This window comes from Psychroserpens luteus (assembly GCF_015319355.1).
In the GTDB taxonomy this organism is placed as follows: domain Bacteria; phylum Bacteroidota; class Bacteroidia; order Flavobacteriales; family Flavobacteriaceae; genus Psychroserpens; species Psychroserpens luteus.
Genome location: NZ_JADILU010000005.1, coordinates 200872 through 223673, shown reverse-complemented (window position 1 = coordinate 223673; position 22802 = coordinate 200872). Strand labels below are relative to the sequence as shown.

21 protein-coding genes are annotated in these 22802 nt (G+C 30.4%); 11 read left to right on the top strand and 10 right to left on the bottom strand.

All coding sequences use genetic code 11. The features are described 5' to 3' along the window. Window position 1 precedes the first annotated feature (1 nt). A complete protein-coding gene (locus IM744_RS13075) occupies window positions 2-1984 on the top strand; it encodes a tetratricopeptide repeat protein (protein WP_241738329.1) in 1983 nt (660 codons plus the stop codon). On the opposite strand, the gene IM744_RS13070 is transcribed toward IM744_RS13075, so the two are convergent. The 5 genes from IM744_RS13070 to IM744_RS13050 all read right to left on the bottom strand — a co-directional run bounded on the left by IM744_RS13070 (window position 1981) and on the right by IM744_RS13050 (window position 6669). Beyond that, complete coding sequence (locus tag IM744_RS13070) at window positions 1981-2685, bottom strand: DUF4412 domain-containing protein (protein ID WP_194508591.1); 705 nt, start codon at window positions 2683-2685, stop codon at window positions 1981-1983. The genes IM744_RS13075 and IM744_RS13070 overlap by 4 nt on opposite strands. 176 nt (window positions 2686-2861) lie before the next feature. Beyond that, on the bottom strand, window positions 2862-3863 hold the full coding sequence (locus tag IM744_RS13065) for a T9SS type A sorting domain-containing protein (protein WP_194508590.1): 1002 nt from the start codon (window positions 3861-3863) through the stop codon (window positions 2862-2864). A 10-nt stretch (window positions 3864-3873) separates the two neighbouring features. Further along, on the bottom strand, window positions 3874-4917 hold the full coding sequence (locus IM744_RS13060; protein WP_194508589.1) for a right-handed parallel beta-helix repeat-containing protein: 1044 nt from the start codon (window positions 4915-4917) through the stop codon (window positions 3874-3876). Between the two features lie 103 nt (window positions 4918-5020). Next, window positions 5021-6178, bottom strand: a complete 1158-nt coding sequence (locus tag IM744_RS13055) for a hypothetical protein (protein WP_194508588.1) — start codon at window positions 6176-6178, stop codon at window positions 5021-5023. Between the two features lie 2 nt (window positions 6179-6180). Continuing rightward, the gene (locus tag IM744_RS13050; RefSeq protein ID WP_194508587.1) at window positions 6181-6669 is read right to left on the bottom strand and encodes a DUF6252 family protein; all 489 of its coding nucleotides are present in this window, start codon (window positions 6667-6669) and stop codon (window positions 6181-6183) included. A gap of 684 nt (window positions 6670-7353) precedes the next feature. Here IM744_RS13050 and IM744_RS13045 point away from each other — a divergent pair. Beyond that, window positions 7354-7617: a hypothetical protein gene (locus IM744_RS13045; RefSeq protein ID WP_194508586.1), complete on the top strand. Its 264-nt coding sequence runs from the start codon at window positions 7354-7356 to the stop codon at window positions 7615-7617. A 341-nt stretch (window positions 7618-7958) separates the two neighbouring features. On the opposite strand, the gene IM744_RS13040 is transcribed toward IM744_RS13045, so the two are convergent. Together IM744_RS13040 and IM744_RS13035 are read right to left on the bottom strand one after the other, a co-directional pair. Further along, a complete protein-coding gene (locus IM744_RS13040) occupies window positions 7959-8201 on the bottom strand; it encodes a hypothetical protein (RefSeq protein ID WP_194508585.1) in 243 nt (80 codons plus the stop codon). A 104-nt stretch (window positions 8202-8305) separates the two neighbouring features. Next, window positions 8306-8875: a DUF3109 family protein gene (locus tag IM744_RS13035; protein WP_194508584.1), complete on the bottom strand. Its 570-nt coding sequence runs from the start codon at window positions 8873-8875 to the stop codon at window positions 8306-8308. A gap of 106 nt (window positions 8876-8981) precedes the next feature. On the opposite strand from IM744_RS13035, the gene IM744_RS13030 reads away from it, so the two are divergent. Genes IM744_RS13030 through IM744_RS13020 form a run of 3 tightly spaced genes read left to right on the top strand, consistent with a single transcriptional unit; the run spans window position 8982 to window position 10392 of the window. Beyond that, complete coding sequence (locus tag IM744_RS13030; protein ID WP_206694496.1) at window positions 8982-9575, top strand: MarC family protein; 594 nt, start codon at window positions 8982-8984, stop codon at window positions 9573-9575. Between the two features lie 11 nt (window positions 9576-9586). Further along, window positions 9587-9790, top strand: coding sequence for a hypothetical protein (locus tag IM744_RS13025; RefSeq protein WP_194508583.1), 204 nt, complete (start codon window positions 9587-9589; stop codon window positions 9788-9790). Continuing rightward, entirely contained in the window at window positions 9790-10392 is a 603-nt protein-coding gene (locus tag IM744_RS13020; protein ID WP_194508582.1) for an FAD-dependent oxidoreductase, read from the top strand. The genes IM744_RS13025 and IM744_RS13020 overlap by 1 nt, the downstream gene beginning before the upstream one ends. Window positions 10393-10395: 3 nt before the next feature. Here the strand turns inward: IM744_RS13020 and IM744_RS13015 are convergent, their stop codons facing one another. From IM744_RS13015 to IM744_RS13005, 3 genes are all read right to left on the bottom strand, one after another. After that, complete coding sequence (locus IM744_RS13015) at window positions 10396-12021, bottom strand: S41 family peptidase (RefSeq protein WP_194508581.1); 1626 nt, start codon at window positions 12019-12021, stop codon at window positions 10396-10398. Next, complete coding sequence (locus IM744_RS13010; RefSeq protein ID WP_194508580.1) at window positions 12022-12453, bottom strand: deoxycytidylate deaminase; 432 nt, start codon at window positions 12451-12453, stop codon at window positions 12022-12024. 165 nt (window positions 12454-12618) lie between these two features. Further along, window positions 12619-13209, bottom strand: coding sequence for a HupE/UreJ family protein (locus tag IM744_RS13005; protein ID WP_194508579.1), 591 nt, complete (start codon window positions 13207-13209; stop codon window positions 12619-12621). A gap of 203 nt (window positions 13210-13412) precedes the next feature. On the opposite strand from IM744_RS13005, the gene IM744_RS13000 reads away from it, so the two are divergent. The 6 genes from IM744_RS13000 (at window position 13413) to IM744_RS12975 (ending at window position 22434) form a co-directional block, all read left to right on the top strand. Further along, entirely contained in the window at window positions 13413-16685 is a 3273-nt protein-coding gene (locus tag IM744_RS13000) for a toxin-antitoxin system YwqK family antitoxin (protein WP_194508578.1), read from the top strand. Continuing rightward, the gene (locus IM744_RS12995) at window positions 16672-18615 is read left to right on the top strand and encodes a DUF3857 domain-containing protein (protein WP_194508577.1); all 1944 of its coding nucleotides are present in this window, start codon (window positions 16672-16674) and stop codon (window positions 18613-18615) included. The genes IM744_RS13000 and IM744_RS12995 overlap by 14 nt, the downstream gene beginning before the upstream one ends. 10 nt (window positions 18616-18625) lie before the next feature. Beyond that, window positions 18626-20590, top strand: a complete 1965-nt coding sequence (locus tag IM744_RS12990; RefSeq protein ID WP_194508576.1) for a DUF3857 domain-containing protein — start codon at window positions 18626-18628, stop codon at window positions 20588-20590. Between the two features lie 416 nt (window positions 20591-21006). Further along, the gene (locus IM744_RS12985) at window positions 21007-21849 is read left to right on the top strand and encodes a hypothetical protein (RefSeq protein WP_194508575.1); all 843 of its coding nucleotides are present in this window, start codon (window positions 21007-21009) and stop codon (window positions 21847-21849) included. A 2-nt stretch (window positions 21850-21851) separates the two neighbouring features. Continuing rightward, window positions 21852-22196, top strand: a complete 345-nt coding sequence (locus tag IM744_RS12980) for a hypothetical protein (protein ID WP_194508574.1) — start codon at window positions 21852-21854, stop codon at window positions 22194-22196. Next, window positions 22186-22434 carry a hypothetical protein gene (locus IM744_RS12975; protein ID WP_194508573.1) on the top strand — a complete coding sequence of 83 codons (249 nt, stop codon included), beginning with the start codon at window positions 22186-22188 and terminating at the stop codon, window positions 22432-22434. The genes IM744_RS12980 and IM744_RS12975 overlap by 11 nt, the downstream gene beginning before the upstream one ends. Window positions 22435-22802: the final 368 nt, after the last annotated feature.

The following is a 22802-nucleotide window of genomic DNA, read 5'->3' as shown; positions in this document are numbered from 1 at the left end:
TTTGAATCACCTCAAATTTCATATTGTCAAATCACCTACTAATTTTTTAGTGGTGATATGTCTTTGTTTTAATCTCAGTTTTCAATTATCATTTGCTCAAGATAGCGACAATGATTTTGAGAAAGATATGACCAACTTAGCATCATTAAAACCTAAGAATTTTGCAACAATAGATTCTACATTTAAAAAGTATTCTCAAGATAGCATTAAAATGAAGACGTTGATTAAAACGTCTAAAGGTTTAAATTACTTAGAAGGTGAAGGTTATGGACTCAATGCTTTAGGTGTGATTTATAGAAATATATCTCATTACGAGCAATCTATTGAAATTCACAAAAAAGCTAATAATCTTGCTGATATTAGCAATAATAAAGAATTTGAAATCATTAGTTTAAATAATATAGGTGTTGCTTATCGCAGAATGGATCTTGTAAAACCAGCATTAGATTTTCATACCAAAGCACTAGATATTGCAAGGTCTATAGAGAACCCATCTAATACAGTGTCCTATAATATTGCTGTATCACAAAATAGTATTGGTAATATTTATCTCATATTAGAACAATATGAATTGGCATTAAAACAATTTGAAAAATCTCTACAGATAGAAAAACAAGCAAGTAACAGATTAGGGCTTGCTATTAATTATCAAAATATTGGTTATGCTTATGAGGCTCAAGGTGACCTTGAGAGTGCTTTACGTAATTATAAATTGTCTCTAGAATTTAATGAGCAACTCAATTCAAACTTAGGACGTGTTATTTGCTATAACAGCATAGGTCAAGTTTTTATTAAACAAAAAAAATATATTGATGCGGAGGTTATCATTGAAAAAGCATATAAGAAAGCTTTAAAAATTAATGATCAATTTTACATTGCTGCTTCCTTAATTAATTTGGGCTGGGTTCAAAAAGAAATGGGACGTATTGAAGCTTCCAAAGCACATCTAAAAAAAGGATTAGAAGTTGCAAAACAGTATAATTTGAACTTATCTATTGTTGAAGCCGATAAACATCTTTCAGAATTATATAACATTACCAAAGATTATAAATCTGCATTGAGTCATTACAAAGAGTCTGTTGAGATTGAGAAAACCATTAATAATGATCGTAATTTACGATATGTGAATGATGTTATTATTCAATATGAAAATGAAGCAAAGAACAATGAGATTAAGGCACTTGCTACAGAGAATCAAGTTTGGAAATCTAAATTAGAGCGAAATAAAAAAGTGTTTTGGTACTCTATGTTGATTCTTGCAGTTATTGTAGGTGTATTGGTTTCTTTGTATAGAAATAGACAGTTAAATCAAGAAAAGCAAATTTTAACTTTAGAACAAGATATGTTGCGTAGTCAAATGAATCCGCATTTTATTTTTAATTCATTAAACTCTATAAAATTGTATATCATTAATAATGAGAAAGAAAATGCAGTTTATTATTTAAATAAATTTTCAAAACTCATCAGAAAAATTTTGGTGGCTTCTTCGGAAAAAGAAAATACTCTGGAAGATGAGTTAGATACCATGAAACTATATATGAATATTGAGAACATTAGATTTTCAAACGAAATAGATTTTGAAATCCATGTGGATGATAATATAAATACTGCTAATATAAAACTACCATCACTAGTATTGCAGCCATTTTTGGAAAACGCACTTTGGCATGGTTTGTCTTCTAAAAAAGATGATAAAAAAATTAAATTACATGTTTATAGAACCCAAGACGATTTTATCATGATTTCCATAAAAGATAATGGCATTGGTAGAATAAAATCTGATAAAATTAATAGAGACAAATTCATCAAAAGAAAATCTGTTGGTATAGCGATTACAAAAGCGCGATTAGCAAACTTTTCTAAAGACTATACCTGCGATTATCATATTGAATTTGAAGATTTGTATGATGACAATAAAAAGCCCATTGGTACAAACGTTATTGTGCAAATACCAACGCGATCTAATGTCATGAGAACTGCTTAGTTACCAAAAGCAGACATCATAGAGCCATAAGCCGAAGCATTTATTGAGAAATCTGTTTTGTCTAAACCAACACAATCCATAGTCATGCTATTTTTTGACTTCTTTTTGTCAACAAAAATCATTTGCATCATGAGTCCGTTTTCAGCATATTTTTTCATCCAATCTGGATTAAAACCTTTGGGCATTTGTTTTGCATTTGCTCCAAAAACCTGATTAAAACTCACAGGAACATCGTCTGTAATATAAAAAGTGATTTTATGTTCATCATTTTCACTCATAAAACCTTCACACTCGTAACCCATTATCGTTTTAGAGTCGATCTTAGTAAATGTATAATTTGAATTATCACTGTCGTCATCAAAATCTGAAGTTTTAAGCTTCGTTTTTTGAACTATTTTTTTGCCCATCATTTCCATAAACATAGCAGTCACTCCTAGATTTGTATCCATTACCATAAACATTTTTGTGTCTGATCCTTTGGTCATATCTGCAGTGTCAAAACCAAAATATTGAGCATCTTTCTTTAAAAAGTAAGTAAGTACTAAATCTCCTTTTTTATGAGTCATTTTGAGTTTATAAGTATAGTCAAAATCGTAAGTTGATGGTAACTCTATTTTGGATGCTTTTTGGGAATAACCTGCTTGAAAAATGAATAAAAAAGCGAGGAGAAAACCGAAATTTGTAAAAATTTTAGATGTCATTGTTTTAAAATTTATGAATTAATTGTTATTAAATTAATAAAGCTAAAGCGTTAAAGGTTAGAAAAATGTATAGCTTGTTTTAAATCCTGTGTTGTTGGGCATTGTCAGTACTAATTTTTTTGAGCTTTTGTAAATTTCAAGTTAAAAGTTGAAATCTTTCAATGTTATTGTAATTTCTATTGCTTCACTATTTTAATATTCTGAAATGAACTATTTTCATTATCTTTTATTTTCAGAATATATACACCAGAAGCATATTTAGAAAGATCAAAAGTATTATTGATTTCTAATTTTTTTTGCTGAAAGATCTCTTTCCCAGAAACATCATAAAACGAAAAAGAATAATCGCCAAACTGCTTGAAATTTATATGGATATTATCTTTAATTGGGTTTGGAAAGATGTCAAAACTTTCAGAAGTAAACTCACCAACAGATAGAGGCTCAACATTAATTAAAGCACGTTTGTATAAAGACCATGTACCATCTTGATCTTGCACTCGTAAGTGTAAATAATGATCTCCAGTTGCCATTTCAGCAGGAACTTGAATTACTAAGTCGTCTTCAATAGTAAGTCCTTGTGTGATACCAATTGAAGTGGCACTGCCAACTCCAGGATCTGTATCAAAAAAATACTCGGCAGCAATAATTGGTGTTGCAGTTGCATTAGAGTTTGGTGATAGTGTATAAAAATAAGCACGTTTATACAAGCTCCATTTATCATCTGCATCTTTCACACGAATGTGTAAAACGTGCAAACCATCGTTTAAACTCGTTGTAGCAATTGTGAATGTTTCACTTATTGTCATGCCTTGTGTTACAACATCAGGAGTTCCATTACCAACTCCTGGATCTGCATCTATAAAATATTCCGCAGCAACAATATTTTGAGGCGTACCGCTTGTGGTTGGTGTTTGTATATAGAAATATGCACGCTTGTATAAACTCCACACATTACTCGTTCCTTTGACTCTAATGTGTAAGGTGTGTAAGCCTTCGGTTAAACCAGTAGTTGGGATACTGTTAAAGTTTTCGTCAATTGTATTTCCTGTAGTTACCGCTAGAGGCATTGCGTTTTCAACTCCTGGATCTGTATCAAAAAAATATTCGGCATCTGTAATTTGGCCAAACCCAGAAAAGGAAAAGCACATACAGACTATAATTATTATTAGATGTTTCATCTTAAAATTTTTATTGTTTTTGTTCTGCAGTGAAATTCACGTTTAGGTTCTGTCCAGGAGCTACTATGTTATTATTGATAGTAAGACTTGTAGGAAATGGCATTAAATCTGGTCTACCTTGAGGATCGAATAAAAAATTATTTCCAAAGATGCCAATATTTGTTCCTTCTGTACCATAGTTAATACCTGGAGATCCTGTTGCTAAATGATAATCATTGTTATAAAAATCATCTTCTTCAGCAGTAGGAGCACTGACAAACATTGGGTTTGTATTGTTTAAATTATTAGTTCCTGGAAGATCAATAATTGTATTTCCAACATAACTGTAAGTAAGATTGTTTCTAAAATCTAAATTAGTGGAGTTACTAATACCAAATTCGGTCATGTTGCCATTGGTTACAAAAATGTTGTTAGAAATAATGGTGCTTGTGCAGTTTGAAAAGAAATTATCGGTAGGCGTGTTACTAGTGCTAAAAAAGATGTTGTTAGTTACCAAATTAGTAACGTTTAAACTACTTACACCACCAAACATGAAATTATTTTTAATTAACCAACCGTCTGCATTTGTAAGTAGGGCTGTACCGTTGGTTGTAAAATAATTACCTTCTACTATCCAAAAATCTGTTATTCCGTTGGCAGAACCTGCAGATATAGCACTATTAATTCTATTGTGAATAATATGAATTCCGTCTAAATTATTTGCAGTTCCTCCTCCTAAAACAATGGCGTTTATGGTTAGACCTCTAATTTCGCTATTGGCAGCAGTACCAAAGAAAGAAATATTACCAATAACAGCAGTTAAACCTTGATCATTAGTTATTGGATCGTGACCTAAAGTCACCAGATGTAATCTTTTGCCTATTGAGGCATTACCATAAGTTGTTCCTGATGGATGAATTTGTATAATATCTCCTGCAGTTGCAGCATCAATGGCATCTTGCAAGTCTGTAAATAGTGCTCCAGATTGAGAGCGGTTATCAACCGTATGAACTGTTTGAGCACTAGCCATAAAAGTAATAAGGCATATTGTTAAAGTAATATTTAAAATTTTCATATTGTTGTTTTAAATTATTGATTATTAATATTTTATCTTAAAAAAGGTAAATATTTTTTTAGGTTTTTTTATTCTGAAATGAGCGTTTCAATTTTTATTGAATCTATTTTTTAAGTAAATTTTCTACTTTTAAATTTTTGATATAATCCCATAATTCTTCTGCATTAATATTCACTCCTGAAGCATTTACAAATAGTCTATCTTCAACTTTAAATAATAACTGTGTAGCTTTTGTTTGTTCACTATATTTTGCTACATATGGTTTCATATCCTTTTCATCTTTACCATTATTTTGCATTGCGTAGGCAAAGTTTATCATCTCTAAATCATTGGGATTCATAGCACAATCAACTACATAAAGGTCAATTTCTCTTTCTTGAGTTTTGTTAGTATAGGTTAAATGAATATTGTTTTTATTTTTTTGCCCTTTAGGAGTATTACCATGTTCTTTTGTGGTTACTCGTAAATCGCTAAGTTTATTTGGTGCCCATTTTTCAAATTGCTCTTTTGTTAAAGGGGTTACATTGTATAACCTTTTTGCAGTTTGAATTTTTTTATCTTCTTGTATCTGTCTTAAAGACCATTTAACTTTTTTATTTATAGGTAAAGTTTTGGTGAATTGTATCTTGCTTAATTGAGTAACAAGGGAATCTCCTTTGCTATCAGTATTTACAATTTCAATCGTCTCTTCTATAAAATTCCAACCTTTTTCAAATTGGATGTCTGCATTAATGTTAGCATAAATATCACCAGTTCGATTATTTACTTTACTGCATTTTTCTTTAAATGAAATTGCTCTATCTATATAAAACCAAAAATAGTTGCTGCTATTAATGTTGTTATTGCTAGCAGGTTCTAATATGGCTATGTTCATTCCATATTTTTTTACGAGTAGTTTATATTTCTGTGAGTACACATCATCAAAAGAAGTGTCTGCAAAAACATCTCTGTCTTTACAGCTACTATCTATTTTAAATAATTGATGAAAGTCTTGGTGCTGTAAAGGAATACTATCATAAAGTGCCTTAATATTGAATTCTTGTAAATTGAATTGAATTGTTCCATCTTTCTTTATTTTTCCTAATATAATTTGTTCTCCATTTACCTGTCTTTGCACTAAGTCTAAGGCTTCATGGGTATAATCTAGTTCTCCGTTAAGATGGTTTTCAACTTTTGGTAAAGTAGATTGTGATTGTTGTGCTTTACACAATTGAAAATGTAATAAGGAAACAAGAAATAGTATAAAAATTTTAGTGTTCATTGTTATAGTTTTTGAGCTTTAAAATTTCCGTCGGTAATCACTTTTATAGAATTATCTAATTGATTAACTCCTGTAAATGAAAATGTGCCCTTTATATAAGTGTCTGTGTTTTCTGTGACAGTGATTGTACCAGATCCTACATCATCACTTGACGCCCAAACAGCATAAGGGTTAATTTCTTGATAAAATAGCACTGTTAAATCTCCTATCGAAGATGTAAATGTGCCAGTAGAAATAGGGCTTTCTAATGATAAACCAATAGAGGAAATTTCTCCAACTGCGCTAATTATATAAGCATCAGTTTCATCTGGTAAAGCACTAACTGTAACAAATTCTCTTGAATAATTTACACCATCAATTTTTGCAGTTAAATAGTAAGCGCTTTGACCTGAGGCATCAGTATCATCACTACTTGAGCAACTGCTTAGCATTACTGTTATTAATATTAAAACTAGTGTTGTTTTTGGAATCATTGTTTTTAATGTTTTCATGTGTTTAATATTTATTGGTTTTTTATATGGCTCCCGTCCTGATGCTTCGGGATTGAGAATGTTCGCTATTAATCATATTCTTTAATGATAAAATTTTTAACTTTCTCGTATTATAATTGTCTGTTTTTATTTGTCTTGTTATTAGGATTTAGATTCATGAATTCATAGTCATAAACCGTAAGTGTTTTTTCAAAAACTGATATTGGATTGTGTTGCTTATAAATAAAAAGGCAAAGATTAGTAATCTTGATTTTAATGTTTTTAAAATTATTTATCACTTTAAAAGTTCGTTGTATATGTCATAGATTTAACGAGTAATTTTTCACGTTTTTATTCTCAAAATCATTTAATTATCAGATAATATTTTATAAAAACTAAATTATTTATTAGTAGGTTTCTACAAAATTAGTCACGATATGTAAATGAGAATTGCACTATTGTAACAAATGATGCCACATATGTTACATCTATATCAAACACCACATTATCAATTATTTATATTTGTAATTATTGCTATTAGAAAGGCTGTAGAAATTGTGGTTTCGTTAAAAACTACGAGTGCTTCTTTCATAATCGTCGAGAATTAATCTATTTATTAGCACTTTGAATTTGAATAAGCAAAAATGAGTCATGAGTTTTTTTATTTTTACTATTCATGTTTACTTGAGAAAAACTTACACTAATATGACAGACAAAGCTGTTGTTGAAGCTTTGAAAAATATTCACCAAAATGATCTAAAGCAGATTTATTCTAACATTAGATTGGCTATTATAGGTTTTGCTAAAAATCATCCTATTACAAAAGAGAAAATTATTGACATCTATCAAGATGCTGTTATCACATTAAGAGATAATGCTATGAAAGAGACTATAAATGATTTAAAAAGCGAAATAAAAAGGTCTTTATTTATTGTTGGTAAGCATCTGTTTTATAGGATATTAAAGTAATAATAGAAAATACATTTAGTAGAAGATAGTCATGCTTTTAAAATTAACGACAATGACTTCACAAATGACTTCACAAATGACTTCACAAATGAGTAAAAGCAATTATATGCTGCTTTTAAAACATCAGGACGAAAATTCAAAGAAGTATTGCGCTAGTTTTATTATCGAGGTTTTGACCTCGACGAAATCATGAATGAATTAAATTACAAATGTAAAGATGTTGTAAAAAGTCAAAAATCACGATGCTTAAAATCTCTTAAGTCGTTAATTTTAAGTTGTTTATTTTGAATAAATAAGCCATTTATACAAGTACCAACGCGATCTAATGTCTTGAGAACTGCTTAGTTTCCAAAAGCAGATATCATAGAGCCATAAGCCGAAGCATTTATTGAGAAATCTGTTTTGTCTAAGTCAACACAATCCATAGTCATTTTGAGTTTATAAGTATAGTCAAAATCGTAAGTTGATGGTAACTGTATTTTGGATGCTTTTTGGGAATAACCGTTTAGGAGTAATAATAATAATAATATTATGCAGAATGTGTGTTTTAAAAAGTTTTTAATTTTCATTATTTCTGAAATCATAAGTGTTAAGAATCTGTAAACAATGAAGTTACAAAAATCATGTTCACTAAAAACTTCAAATATATGAATGGTTTAAAAAAACGTATAAATGGAAATTAGTTCAATTATTTAAGGTGCTTTTCTGCTACCTTTTCTAACTCCATATACCAATCGGCACCAAATTTTCTAATTAATGCTTCTTTTACAAATTTGTAAATAGGTACTTGTAATTCTTTACCAAGTGAGCAGGCATCATCACAAATGTCCCATTTGTCATAATTGACTGCAGAAAATTCAGAATAATCCTTAACCCGAATAGGATACAAATGACAAGACACAGGTTTCTTCCAAGAGATTTCACCTTGATTATAAGCCTCCTCTATTCCGCAGAGTGCAGTCTTTTTATCATCAAAAATTACATAAGCACAATCTGCATCATTAATTAAAGGAGTTTCTAGATCACCAAAATCTGTTGTCGTGTAAGTACCTTGTTTTTCAATAGCATCAATACCTTCTTGGCGTAAAAAAGGTTTAACTTTTGGATAGATATCTTTAAGGATTTTAGCTTCTTCAGCATCTAAAGGTGCTCCAGCATCTCCATCTATGCAACAAGCGCCTTTGCAAGCAGATAGATTACAGACAAAATCTTTTTCAATAATGTCTTCTGAAACGATTGTTTTTCCTAGTTGAAACATGCAGTTTTTAGCTAAAATTTATAAAAGCAAAAGTAGGGAAACTTTACGATTTTTTAACGTTGGATATATGTTATAAAGAGGTATTTTTGCCGAAAATTCCGAAAGCATGGATATTCAATTAGATATAAAACAAATTTTTACTGCATTTATGATTCTATTTGCAGTCATTGATATTATTGGTAACATTCCTATTATTATTGATTTACGTAAAAAAGTAGGTCATATAGAAAGTGAAAAAGCATCTATAATTGCAGGTGTAATTATGATTATCTTTTTGTTTTTAGGACAAACCATTTTATCATTTTTAGGTGTAGGTGTTAACTCATTTGCGGTTGCAGGTGCTTTTATTTTATTCTTTATTGCACTAGAAATGATTTTAGGAATAACGTTATACAAGCAGGATGAAAGTACAACAATGACTGCCTCGGTTTTTCCATTAGCATTCCCGTTAATTGCTGGACCTGGAAGTTTAACTACATTATTATCATTAAGAGCAGAATATAGAATAGAAAACATTATTATAGCAGTGATACTAAATGTTATTATTATCTTTATAGTATTAAAAACATCTAGTAAAATTGAGCGAATGATAGGTCAAAACGGAATTAACATCATTCGTAAAATATTTGGTGTTATTCTTTTAGCTATTGCAGTTAAATTATTTGCACATAATATCAAGGCTCTCTTTGAGATGGCTTAAAAATTGAATTCATGAAGTATTTTACCATTTTAGTAACTTTAATTGCTGCAGGACTAATTGTCTATAATGCAACTATGTTAGATTTCAATAACTTATTTCAAGGTCAAAGCATTATTGCACTAATTACAATTTTCGCCTCTTTATGTGCTATATTTTTACTACAGGTTTTAAGATTATCAAAACGTGTAGATAACAAACTTAAAGGAAGACATTAATGTATGATGCATTTATAATTGGAGGAGGAGCAGCTGGAATGTCTTGCGCTTTGGTTTTAGGATCTGCAAAAACGAAACCTTTTGCTGTAGATAAACGTATTGCTATTGTGACGCACCAAAAAACATCGCATTTACAAAATGCACTTTTTAATAATGTGTTGGGATTAGCTCCAGGTACTTTGGGAGCAGATATTTTAGAAAGTGGTATAAAACAACTTCAGGATTTGTATCCTCATGTAGATCAAATAGAAAATGAGAAGGTGACTTCTGTTTTAAGTACTTCTAAAGGATTTACGATCACTACCAATAAAAGCACATACCATTCAAAAATCGTCATTATTGCTGTAGGTTATACTAGTTTGTTGACGATAACAGGATTAGAAAGTTATGTAGAACCGCATCCAAAAGCAGCAACAGAAAAAGATCGAATTTGGTTAAAAAATGAAGATCATTTAATGGATAAAGGATTGTATGTAGCAGGAACATTAGCAGGTTGGAGAAGTCAATTTGCAATAGCATCTGGAAGTGGAGCGCAAGTAGCTACAGATATTCTTACCTTTTGGAATGGTGGCAAGCACACTAAAGTGCATGATAAGGTTTAGTAGTTAGTTTTCTTCGGAAAGATTAACCTCAAAATAATCATCGCCTCGACTTAATATAATAACCTCCTCAATCATATCATCGGTTTCATTAAGAATTTTTTCAGCAACATTACTTCCGTAGAGTTGTTGAGCTAATTCAGATTTTATTAAACGCCTCATCTGGTCGTGATAAGCCACAAATGTTAAGTTGGTATTTTCTTTAGCATTTACAAAATCTTGAAATTTAATTACAATATCATCGCTTACTTCAAAATTTGCTACAAAATCATCTGATGTGACATCCTTATAAATACTTCTATCTCTATCTAATTCTTCAAAAACAAAATTACTGATATATTCTCGACGTCTAAGATAGTTTAAGGTTTCGTTATTAATAGTAGTGTTTAATGGCACAAAAACATCAGGAATAATTCCACCACCACCATAAACCACTTTACCTTTTGGTGTCGTGAATTTTAGAGAATCTGCAATTTTAATATTCTCTTCATCTTCAAATTCACCACTACTTAATCGCTTATAATAATCTTTATAATAATCATTGCTCTTACCGTTATCATAAGGTCTTTGAATGGAGCGACCAGTTGGTGTGTAGTATCTGGAAACCGTTAATCTTATTGCGCTACCATCTCCTAAAGACATTTCGCGTTGCACCAAGCCTTTACCATAACTACGTCGTCCCACAATAGTACCTTTATCATTGTCTTGTAAAGCACCTGCAACGATTTCACTCGCAGAAGCAGAACTTTCATTAATAAGAATATAAACTTCGCCTTCTTCAAAATCTCCTCGACCAGTAGCAAAGCTTTTTTCTATTTTACCTGTTTTATTTTTTGTGAATAATATGAGTTTATCATCTTCTAAAAACTCATCAACAATTTGTTCTGCAATGCCTAAAAAACCACCAGGATTATCTCGTAAATCTAAAGCTAATTGTGTAGCACCTTGATCTTGAAGAATATCTAAAGCACGCTTAAACTCTTTGTAAGTAGACTCAGCAAAGCGATTTATTTTGATATAGCCTAATTTATCGGTTAGCATATAGGCTGCTTCTACACTTTCAATTGGGATAATATCTCGTTTTACTTTAAACTCTAACAGCTTGTCTTCACCTCTTCTGTAAATAGACAGTTTTACTTTAGAGCCTTTTTCTCCTTTTAATTTTGAAATGATGTCTGTGTTACTCCATTCTTTTCCGAAGATAGAATCGCCATCTGCCATTAAAATACGATCACCAGCTTTAATTCCAGCTTTCTCACTTGGACCATCTTTAACCGTTCTAATCACAGCAATGGTGTCATTATACGTGTAAAAATTAACGCCTAAACCAACAAAGTCTCCTTTCATATTATTGGTAACTCGCTCTAATTCACTTTTTGGGATGTATGTAGAATGCGGATCTAAATTATCAAGAATCCCATTAACCGTAACATCAACGATACTGTCTGTATTAACGTCGTCAACATATTCGTAATCAATGTAATCTATAAGTCTGTTGAGTTTGTCTTTTTTGCTATTTGAAGTGAATAAACGATCTGAAGTATCGGTAAAATTTAATTTTCCGCCAATAAAAACACCTGTTGCAATTGCAACACCAATAATAAGTGGAATGTATTTTTTTTGAAACGACATTTATACTTTTATATCTTCTATTAATTCTAATTCAATACCTGCTTTTTCTAAAAATTGTAATCCAGAATCGTCTTTGTAACCTTGGTGATAAACCACTCTAATAATTCCTGCTTGATGTATCAATTTACTACAGTTCTTACATGGCGATAAGGTAATATACAAGGTGGCTCCTTTACAGGATTGTGTTGACGCAGCGACTTTTAATATCGCATTTGCTTCAGCGTGTAAAACATACCACTTTGTGTAGCCTTCATCATCTTCGCAATAGTTTTCAAAACCAGTTGGTGTACCATTGTAACCGTCTGATATGATCATTCTATCTCTTACAATTATTGCGCCAACTTGTTTACGATTACAATGTGAGAGTTTTCCCCATTCTTTCGCAATTCTTAAGTAGGCTTTATCGTATCGTAATTGTTTTTTCTTAGACATTATCTAGGTTTAGCGTTGTTGTTTTTCTTCGGAAATATCAACTCAACCATTAAGGTTTAAATCTGTACTATATTCCAAATGTAATAATTATTAAAAAGCTAAGTAGCGTTTTAAGACTTTCATAACGTTTAAGATGTTTCAAAAGATATGTCGTAAACACTTTTTTTAAGAAAATAAGTCACTCTTAATGAGCATAGGCAATACAAAGCCAACCACAATTGCAGAGGTTACCATAACCCAATCACGCTTTGAGAACCTAAAAATAGTTTGACATAGAAAGCTTAAAAAGAGAATGATAAAAGCTACAAATAATTGTCCTACTTCAATGCCTAAGCCAATTTCTAAAAGTGCAAGTAGTTTGTTTTCCGAAGAAGAAATCATAGCTTCAAAAGTGTTTACAAAACCTAGGCCATGAATTAAACCAAAAAACAAAGTGGCAAAAAACACTAAGCCAATCGTTGTTCCATGAGATTTTTTACCTGTAGTAAACACATTAAATAAAGCAACAATTAAAATGGATAATGGGATTAAAAGCTTTATTAATTTGAGATTTACATTTATGATATCATAAGTTGTTAATGCCAATGATATGCAGTGACCTGCAGTGAATATAGAAATTAGAATGAATACGCGTTTCCAATCCTTAAACAAATAAGGCACAGTAAGCACTATTAAAAACAAGATGTGATCATAGGCTTTTATATTAAGAATATGGTAAACACCATCTTGGAAATTTGACAGAAATTGGTCTATCATAGTTATTGGATTTGGGTAATTATAATTAAATTGTAAGGTTAGGTTGGTGTCATACCAAAGTTACGTTTTATTACTGAGTTTGAAAATTAAAATGGTCGCAAAACATAGACTTTGATAATTTAGTTTTCTCTAAAAACGTATTTTTTCTATGATATTATACTTTACAATGTTATATTCGAGAACCTAATAGAACTTAATTACTTATGAAATATTTATTATTTATTGCCTTTGTTTGCTCTTGTTTTACGATTAACGCCCAAGACAAAGTCCCATTTATATCTTACGATGATGTTGTTGCTATTACAGTAGATAAAGCATCTAAAGAGGATTATAAAGGAGCGCTTGAAGAACTTAATCGTATCAATAAAAATGATTCGACTTACTGTTCTGTATTAACCTCAAAATCATATTATAATATTCTTTTAGAAAAATATGATGATGCTATAGCAGTGACAAACGAAGGGCTAGCTTTAAATTGTGATAGCCAATCGAAGCTCTACTTTTATATAAACAAAGGTGTTTCTTTAGTAGAGACTGAACGTTTTGAAGAGGCCATAAAGGTGTATGATGAAGCTTTAAAAACGTTTCCAAAAAACCCAAAAATTTGGTATAATAAAGGATTGGCTTATGAAAGAGTTGATAAAACAGCTGAAGCTATAAAAGCTTATCAGCAAACGATTATCTACAACCCAATTCATAGAAATGCACATTTACAATTAGGTAATATTTGTTATGGTCAGCAATTAATATCTCAAGCTTTAATGTGCTACAATATGAGTTTAATGATTGAGCCAGATAGTGAAAGAGGTTTTGCATTGTTAAAGTACATGAATGAGATTGCATCTACAAAAAATGAAAACGAACCCATTAAAGGTTTAGAGGTTTCTATAGATGATGAAGCCTTTGAGGATATTGATCTTATTATCAATAATAGGGTTGTGTTAAATTCAGATTATGATACAAAGACTAAAATTGAAATCCCCTTAGTTAAACAAAATCATGCTTTATTAGAGCAATTAAAAAATATAGAAGGTGATGGAGGTTTTTGGGATGTGTATTACATTCCTTTTTATAAATGGATAGCTGAAAATGATCATTTTAATGATTTTACTTATACCTTAAACTATGGTATCAAAAATGAAGACTATAAAAAGGTTATAGAAAGAAATAAAGATGAAGTTGATGAATTTATTAGTGCTTATGTCCTTAGATTATATGAACTTTTTAGTGATAATTCAAAACGAGAAGCTTCATTCAACTATGAAGAAGGAGTACTTCAAGGTGAAGGGATGTTTAAGAATAATACCTTAAATGGAGATTGGACATTTTATGATAATAATGGTCGTAAAATGAGCGAAGGTTTTTATAATAAAAAAGGAGAAAAAGAGAATGCATGGACCTGGTATCATGACAATGGAGCTATTAAAGAAATCGCTCTTTATAAAGCTGGTGTAACCACAGGTGAGAATAAATTGTATTATGATAACGGGAATCCTTATATCATGGCAACCTCTAAAAACGGTGAGTTTGAAGGTGAATATAAGTACTATTTAAAACAAGGTGGATTAAAGCAGAAAAAGACATTTAAAAACGGGAAATTATCAGGCAAATACCTAGCCTATTTTGATGTTGGAGAAGATGTTATAGAATTTGATATCAATTACAAAAATGATGAAGTGCAAGGTGATGCTCTAGAATACTACGCAAATGGTAAAAAATACTCTGTGATTAATTTCAAAAGCGGAATGCGTAATGGTAATGAAATTAAATATTATAGAAACGGACAAATATCAATGCAATCTGCATATAAAAACAATGAATTAAATGGTCCTTATGCGTCGTTTTATGCTAACGGAAACAAAAAATCGGTTGGTCAATCTAGTGAAGGTTATTATGATGGACCATGGAAAAGTTACTACAAAGACGGTACATTAAGTAACGACTACAATTACAAAAAAGGATCGTTAGATGGTGATTATAAATCTTATGATACAGATGGTTTAATTACATCTGATTTTCAATATAGAAGAGGAGAAATAATTAGTTACACTTTTTATGATAAGTCAGGTAAGGTGCTTTCTGAAAACCGTAAAAAAGGAGGAGAGTTTTTCTACGAAGGGTATCATCCTAACGGAAATAAATCTGCCGAAGGATTGTATGATATAAAAGGTGGTAAAGTAGGAGAATGGAAGTTTTACGATGAGAATGGAGTCTTAACAGATGAAGGTAAATATGAAGAAGGTAAGCCTGTAGGAGAAGAAAAAACTTTCTATAAATCTGGAGAAATTAAAAGCATAACAACTTATGATTCTAAAGACAATAAAAGTTACTACCAACATTTTTATGTGAGTGGTCAATTAAAAACTCAAGGGTGGTCTAAAGATGATTTAAAACAAGGAGAATGGCATTATTACTATAATGATGGTACTATTGAAGCTGTTAATTTTTTCCACAATGGAGACATTCATGGTACACAATACTATTATAATGTAGATGGTACGATGGATAATCAAATAGATTATGATTTTGATATGCTCATTTCAGAAAGAAGATATGACAAGAAAGGAGAAGTATATAATACCTTTGCTTATCAGCAACCTTCAACCTCATACAAGATTGAGTCTACATACCAAAATGGGAATAAAAAATCGGAAACAAGTTATACAAATGGTGAAAAACATGGACCCTATAAATATTATAGTTTCTGCGGAAAAGTAACGGTTGATGGCAATTATCACAATAATCAAATGAGTGGTGATTGGAAATGGTATTATAAAGATGGAGAGATAAAAAATGAAGACACTTACGTTAATGGTAATCAAGATGGGTCATCAAAACGATACTACCAATCTGGTCAAATAGAGGACGATTATTTGTACGATGAAGGTGATAGAACTGGTAAATGGTTGTCATATCATGAAAATGGAAAACTGTACACATCTACAGAGTATGTTGATGATTTAAATCACGGTAGGAAAGAATTTTATAGTCCAGAGGGGAAATTGCAAATCGTTAGAATTTACGATCATGGCACATTAGTCAGTTATACTTATTTGGGTACAGATGGAACCGAAAAAGAAATGATTCCAATTAAAAATGAGTCTGGTAGATTAGATGGATTTTTTGATAATGGTAAGCCAGCAAGAACAATGGAGTATGTCAATGGAGAAATTCATGGAGAATACAAAGCCTATTATTATGATGGTACTTTAGAAAATCATACAACTTACGAAAAAGGTGAGTACAACGGTTTGGATCTTGAATATCATCCTAATGGGAAAATAAAATTAAAAGAAAACATGTTATATGGAGACAGACATGGGCTTTCAGAAAAATTCTATCCTAACGGAAATATTAAAGAACGTACCAATTATCTAAATAATGAAAAACATGGTGAAGTAACGTATTATGACGAAAACGGAAAACTCACCCTGACAGAATACTATACAAACGGAGATATTTATGAATCTAAATAATAAATCAATAGCATCATTACTTTGCATTGCGTTTTTAGTGCTTATACCAAAAAGTGCTTTTGCTCAATATACAAAGGAGTTTGATCTCATTAAAAATAAGTATCCAGATTCTAAAATTGTGCGATTACTTGAGGATGTGAAAATTTCGGTACAATTCAAAGATGGTGAATTAGAAGTGAAGCAATCTTTTATAGAAGAGGATTTGTATTTAGATGAATCTGCAACGTATGGCTCTAAAAGAAACTTAAGATTTTCATCTTTTTTTGAACTAGAGTCTGTAGAAGCTTCTTCTTATGAGTATAAAGACGGAAAATATAAAACTCACAAAGTAGAAGAGTTTCTTGAAAAAGACGAAATGGAAGACTCTTTTCATGATGATTCAAAATCGCTAAATTTTATTTATCCTAATTTGACAACAGGTAGTAAAACAAAACTAGAATACACTGAAGTGGTTAAGAATCCTAGATTTTTAAGTCCGATTTATTTTGGAGATTTTTACCCTATAAAACAAAAAAAAGTAACGCTTGTTGCAGATAAAGACATTCAGTTTAGATTTCAAGAATTTAATACCGAAGATTACAATATTGAGTTCACAAAAGAAGAAAAACGAGGCAACATCATTTACACTTGGGAGATTTTAGACGTAGCTAAACATAAGTATGAAAGTAATGTGCCTAGTTATTCTAAGGTACTTCCTCATATCATACCAATAATTACATCATATAAATCAAATGATAAAAATGTTAATCTTTTAAACGATGTTTCTGGATTGTATGATTGGTATTATTCTATGGTAAAAGATATCAATTTGAGTGAGCCAGATGCTAATTTAGTAAATCTTGTCAATGAATTGACAAAAGATAAGACAACCGATTTAGAAAAAGCTAGAGCCATCTATTATTGGACACAAAAAAACATAAAATACATCGCGTTTGAATATGCTTTAGGTGGTTTTATACCAAGAGAGGCTAATGATGTGTACAAAAAGAAATATGGTGATTGTAAAGATAATTCTAGCATCCTTTATGAAATGTTAAAGATTGCTGGTTTAGAAGGTAATCTCACATGGATAGGAACTAGAAAGATTGCTTATAGCTATAGTGATGTACCAACACCAATTGTAGATAATCACATGATTTTGTCTATAGAAATTGATGATAAAACCTATTTCTTAGATGCTACTGGTCGTTATTTACCAATTGAAATGCCTTCATCTTTTATTCAAGGTAAAGAAGCATTAATTTCTAATGGAGAAGCAAAGTTTGAAATTAAAGATGTACCTGTTGTTGATGCTAAAACAAATGCATTTAAAGAAGTGACCACATTGCGTTTAAATGATACTGAATTAGTAGGATCAACCAAAGCTGAGATTTCTGGGTATTATAAGATTGATTTTTTTAATCAGTTAGAAGATGCTAATACTCCTGCAAAAGTCAAAGAGTATTACAATTACAAAATGCGAAAAGGGAATAATAAATTTCTAATCGATACAGTTTCAGAAACAAATAAGTTTGACTATGATAAAGATTTAGTTATTGATTATACATTTAATATCAATGATTATGCAAAAATATTAGGAGACGAAATTTATATCAATCTCAATTTGAGAAAGGACGAAACCGATTTTAAATTTGAAGACGATAGAGAAAATGATATTGAAGTGACCTATAAGAGTTACTACGATTATGTGACAACTTTAGAAATTCCTGATGGTTACGTCGTAGATTATCTTCCAAAGGATTTATCATTATCAAATGAGTTTATGAACTCTAAGATTACCTATGAAACGATCGCTAATACAATAGTGTACAAACATCAATTAGAAATGGATTTTCTAACGCTTAATCCAGAGCAACAAAAAACAATAAGTGATGCAATTAAAGTTGTAGAAAAAAGCTTTAAAGACACTATCGTTCTAAAAAAACAATAAATATAAATACATGAAATTATTTTTAAATACTTGCCTCATCTTTTTCGCGTTTTTTACAACAATAAATGCACAACCATTTTACGAAACTTATGATTGGGATGCGAATCCTAAATACACCAATCAAGGCATTGAAGATGATAATATGGCTTCAGTGAAAGAAAAGACTGTTACAGAGTTTTATTTCGATGATGAAGATAATTTAACTGAGTATTTTTTAGAACATAAAGTCTATTATCTAAATAGCGATGATAAAATAGAAGCATTCAATAAAGTGTATTTGCCTTATGATTCTGAATCTAAATTAGTAGTCAATAAAGCAAGAGTAATTACCGCAAAAGGTGAAGTGATCAATTTGGACGAATCAAAAATTTTAACAGCTACAGATTCTGAAACTGAAAGAACCTACAAGTATTTCGCTTTTGAAGGTGTAGAAAAAGGAAGCTTCATCGAGTATATCTATGTTGTTAATCGATACCCAAGTTATAAAGGTAAACGTATCACACTTCAATCTGACTATACAAGAAATAATGTAGAGTTTGATTTGTATTCGCCATCAAATTTATTGTTTAAATTCAAAAGTTTTAATGGTTTAGATGAAGTTGTTAACGATTCAATTTCCGAAGATAAAAAACACTATTTCCTCAAACTAGATACCATAGAATTATTAGAAGAAGAAGAAATGGCTGCATATACAGCAGATAAAAAGTTTTTAATTTATGCTTTAGATGCTAATGTAGCAGGTAGAGTTAAGGATATTAGTTCATACGCAAACGTAGCTCAAAATATTTATGATTTTTATAATGAAGAGCTTTCAAAAAAAGAAATTTCAGAACTTAAAAAATTCCTAAAAAACATAGATTATAAAAAAGAAGATGATATTGATACGAAGATAAGAGCTATAGAAACGTACATCAAAACAAATATTTTTGTCGCGAATTCTAATGGAGAAAAACTGTCTAATTTGTTAGATATTGTAAAAGATAAAGTAACAAATGAAAGAGGTGCTATTAAATTATACACAGCTATTTTTAATCAATTGGATATAAAAGTTGAATTCATTTACACTTGTAGTCGTGAGTACATGCGATTTGATGAAGAGTTTGAGGCAAACAATTTTTTACAAGATGCACTTTTCTATTTTCCGAAGACTAAAAAATACCTCTCGCCAAGCGAAAATGATTCGCGTTACGGTTATCCGCCAGCATACCTCACAGATACCTATGGGTTGAGTATCAAAGAAGTTGTGATAGGAGATTTTAAATCTGCAGTAGCAAAAGTGAAATATATCAAGCCTATTACAGCAGATCAAAACGTTGATAAAATGGTTATTGATGTCACATTTGATGACGAAGATATTTCTAAGACACATGTTAAATTAGATCGATCAATGAGTGGGTATTATGGGATGTTTATTCATCCTTATATGGATTTGATTAAGCCAGAAAATGAAAAAGAAATTATAGAGGGTTTTGCTAAAAACCTGGATGAAGATGCAGAGATTGTAAGCAAAACTATAAATAATAAAAATTCGAATCTCTTCGGAATAAAGCCAATTCAATTCATTGTAGAATTCACATCTAACAAGTTTGTAGAAAATGCAGGCAGAAAACAATTGTTTAATGTTGGTGATTTAATCGGAAGACAACAAGAATTATATCAAGAAAAGGAACGTAAATTGCCAGTAGAAGGCGAGTTTCAACGTAGTTATTTTAGAACTATAAATATTACAATTCCTGAAGGTTATAAAATTGCAAACCTCGATGATATCAATATCAAAAACGAATACAAAAAAGGTGGAGAAACGCTTTTAAGCTTTGATTCATATTATGAATTAAACGAAAATGTGCTTACCATCACAGCAGATGAGCATTACAGAATGAATCATGTAGACACAAGTCTTTACGAAGAATATCGAACTGTGATTAATAGTGCTGCAGATTTTAATAAGGTCACGCTGGTATTGGAAACAGAATAAAAATAAAAAGGCTTCAATTTAAATTGAAGCCTTTTTTTGTACTCAAGGTGACCCAATTATCGAACTCTTTCTTTAAAGACCTTGAAAAGCTTGATGTTTTCTGTCAAAAGTATAATTATCTTACTTTTAGTAGATCCAACACATTGCAGTATTAGACTCATATTATAATACAAGGTGATAATAGAACTACTTTGATAAAGGCTTGAATGGCGGTGGAAATTTAATATTTACTTTACCAAAATACTTATATTGACAAATGATGAAACTTCAGTTTCTTATTTATAATTAATTTAAATTAATAAGATTTATGGAATTCCACAATCACTTAATATTGAAAATATACTACATTTAAATTTCTTGATGATAAAACTTATTGATCACTCATGCGATTCAAAACTAACGACTTACTACATTAGATGAACTCATCTGCAAATATTTATTCCAGACTCTTGGATGCGTTTCCTAAGAAGGTTCTTGACCAAAATTTTGGTGTAACAGGAACTAAAGACAGTATAATCAATTCTGTGGCTATAAATATGAATGCAGCTACTATTAATAGCTTTATAAATCAAAATTTTGGCTACTTACATAAACACATTTATTTTTTTGAAACTAGCATCAGGGTAAAAAGTATAACTATAACAAACCCATTAGTAGAAACTTTAGATACTACAGTTAATAGACACGGAATAACTGCTACTTTCTTATATAAAAATGAAGTTAGTTATTATAACACACAAACTAATTCGACAGAAGTTTTGATATTTAAAGTTCCTTTTCGATTAATAACAAAAGGTCCAATCGTTCAACTTTTAATTAATACACACGCAAGAGATTTAAGAACTTATTTTAACTTTGACATTTTTAAGGCTTCTAATAATCCCATCGATAAAGAAATAAAGCAAATTATTCAAAGTACCATAAGTTCGACCTTAATAAAACTTGATTTAAATAAAGGCATTAAGGAGTTATGGAAAATCGATTATTTTGACGCAAAGACATTTAGAAACAAAGATGCTACTGCTGCAAATGAAACAAAGATGGATGAACAATATTTATTTAAGCTAACCTATCCAGTTAAATGGGGAGATGCCATGTTAACTCCTTTAAGAAATAATAGGTTTAAAACTCTTAATTCTACTGCTGATCTAAAACATTTTGACTGCGATCCTACAGAAGGAATAGTGTCAATGAAATTACATCCAGAAACAGTAGATGCTCATGAAAATTTCATTAACTTACTGTTGTCTAATAATTAAATATGCTATTAATTCCAAACATATCTAATCTTGAATCTTCTATAAAACAATTAAACCCTAATAGGATTTATGTTGAGAATATTCGTGCTATTTTAGAAACAACAACAAAAATGGCTAAGTTAGTATGTAGAACAGCTGTTAATAAAGGCTACTTTAAAGAAATGTATTCACTTGAATGTCCCAACGACTCTTGTAATACCGTAGTAGCTAGTTATGATTCACTCAAAAGTATACCGAAATTTATAGAATGTGAAAATTGTAAACTTGACGGGCGATTAAAATATATTTATGGTGCAGATGAAATGAAAGTTGTTAAATATTATAAATACATGAGAAATGACAACTGAAAATAATTCAATGAGTGACGATATTCAAGATATAGTAAAATTATCTCACGAAATTAAAATGCAGTGGATTCTCTTTTATGTAACCATAGCAATTTTCATTCTTGGGACAGGTCTTTTTTTCTTTATGGCATTTACTAAGTATGATTGGCAGTCAATAGCTGCTGTTGGTGGCGTTGACACAGGTTACATCTTTATCTTACTTAGAATTACAAAAAGCCTTTTCAAATCAGATAATTAGTTTCTTACAAGATGTAATTCACTTTATACAAAAAAAATGGTGAAACGCTATTGAGCTTTGATTCGCATTATGAATTATAAGGAAACGTGCTTACCATCACTACGGATAAACACTGTAGAATGAATCATGTAGATACTAGTCTTTACGAAGATTATAGGACTTTAATTAACAGTGCTGCAGATTTTAATAATGTCACGCTGGTGCTAGAAGGGGAATAAAAATAAAAAGGTTTTAACATATTGTTAGAGCCTTTTTATTACTCAAGTTTAGGTTAACTCACCTTGTTGATTATTTACAATGCTTCACTTTGAATATATTCAAAGAAAATTCAATTTTTTTATATATATTTAAACTCTCCCTATTTTATT